We start from the raw sequence: 1724 nt of genomic DNA, 5'->3' as shown, positions 1-1724 counted from the left end.
TTCAGCAGTGTTCAGCGTAAATGTATCAGAACCGGCTGCTGCTTTCCGAGATAGCCTGCTAATGTACTGCTTCATCTGGGCAGTGCTGGCAATAGGGTGTTTTCAAGTCTTGCCCCGCATCCAAGTCGTATCTGCCGCCGAGTTGCAACCGTGGCTAGCGCCCAGCTACTTTGCAGGTCTGGGGGGATCCCTATTGGCAGCCTTGGGATCCCTGTTGGCCATCTCAGCCGAAACGACGCCAAATCCTGCCGACAAAAAGCATCTGCACCGCTTGGCTTGGGGATTGGGGACAGTTGGCTTTCTCGGCGTTCTCTCCCCCCTGGGCTTGGCCGGCGCATTCTTTCTCAAAGCCGCTCAGGGGACAGACTGGTGGCAGGGTCTGTTTGGCTGAAGCCGCCCACAGCTTATTTTTTTGACAAATGGGCGGAGGTTGGGGGTACTATAGGGACAAGTTCCGTTCTTTATCCAGAGCAGACTGAGGGACCAGGCCCAATGAAGCTGCGGCAACCCGGCGGAAGCCTCCGCTACGGTGCCAATTCCTGCGGTTAGTCAGTAACCGAAAGATAAAGGCAATAAACTTTTCTCTAGAGGATAGCCCTCTTTGGCGGGGGACTTTTCTGGCAACTTTATCCTTTAGCAGCTCCCATAGCTCTGGTCGCGGTAGCGGGGCAAGGCCTTCGCGGCAGTGCTGGTGCGTCAGCGGTGCAGAACGCTTGCTGGTTGCTGGGCCTTTCCTCTGGCTGAGTTGGGGCTGGTGCGGAGCACCTAGGGATCCCTGGTTGGCTCTTTCTCCGACGGATAATGAACGAGCGGGTGAGCCTTGTTTTTTGTTCAGGTTCTCAGTTCTAGCTTTTAAGGAGAAGGTTCGTTGTCCAAGTCGTTTTTGTTTTCCTCGGAGTCGGTGACGGAGGGGCACCCCGACAAAATCTGCGATCAGATCTCCGATGCCATCGTGGATGCCCTCTTGACGGCGGATCCCCTCAGTCGGGTGGCTGCCGAGGTGGTGGTCAATACGGGCCTGGTTCTGTTGACCGGGGAGATCACCTCGCAAGCGCAGGTCAACTTCACCCGTCTGGTGCGGGACAAGGTGGCCGAAATTGGCTATACCGATGCCAAGAATGGGTTTTGTGCAGAAAGCTGTGCGGTGTTGGTGGCTTTCGATGAGCAATCTCCCGATATTGCCCAAGGGGTGAATGTGGCCCTAGAAAGTCGCGGATCCCGAGAAGATCAATTCGACTTGGTCGGGGCCGGGGATCAGGGGTTGATGTTTGGCTTTGCCTGCGATGAAACTCCCGAGTTGATGCCCTTGCCCATTAGCTTGGCCCACCGCCTCAGCCGCCAGTTGGCCACGGTTCGCAAAAACGGCACCCTGCCCTATCTGCGCCCGGATGGCAAAACGCAGGTGACTGTGGCCTATGAGGAAGGTCGCCCGGTGGGCATTCACACCCTGCTCATCTCCACCCAGCACACGCCCACGATTGGCACCCTTACGGAAGAGGCAGCGGTACAAGAGCGGATCCGCGCCGATCTCTGGGAGGCAGTGGTCACGCCGGTGTTTGCCGAGCTGCCCATCAAGCCCGACAGCAACACCCGCTTTCTCACCAATCCCACCGGCAAGTTTGTCATTGGCGGTCCTCAGGGAGATGCGGGCCTGACCGGGCGCAAGATCATCGTCGATACCTACGGCGGTTACTCTCGCCATGGGGGCGGGGCCTTCTCCGGCA

General features: G+C 57.9%; 2 protein-coding genes and 1 riboswitch. Both genes read left to right on the top strand.

What is annotated here, in order from left to right:
* The first annotated feature begins 7 nt into the window (after nt 1-7).
* A complete protein-coding gene (locus NW856_RS13995) occupies nt 8-391 on the top strand; it encodes a hypothetical protein (protein WP_414400734.1) in 384 nt (127 codons plus the stop codon).
* Between the two features lie 67 nt (nt 392-458).
* Nucleotides 459-570: riboswitch (SAM riboswitch) on the top strand.
* 298 nt (nt 571-868) lie between these two features.
* Nucleotides 869-1724 (top strand): methionine adenosyltransferase (metK, locus tag NW856_RS13990; RefSeq protein WP_414400733.1); only part of this gene is annotated, 856 nt, incomplete at its 3' end.

Origin of the sequence: Synechococcus sp. R3-13, assembly GCF_047462195.1 — a bacterium.
Classification (GTDB): domain Bacteria; phylum Cyanobacteriota; class Cyanobacteriia; order Thermostichales; family Thermostichaceae; genus Thermostichus.
The sequence above is the reverse complement of the archived record's forward strand: the minus strand, read 5'-3'. Positions and strand labels throughout refer to the sequence as shown.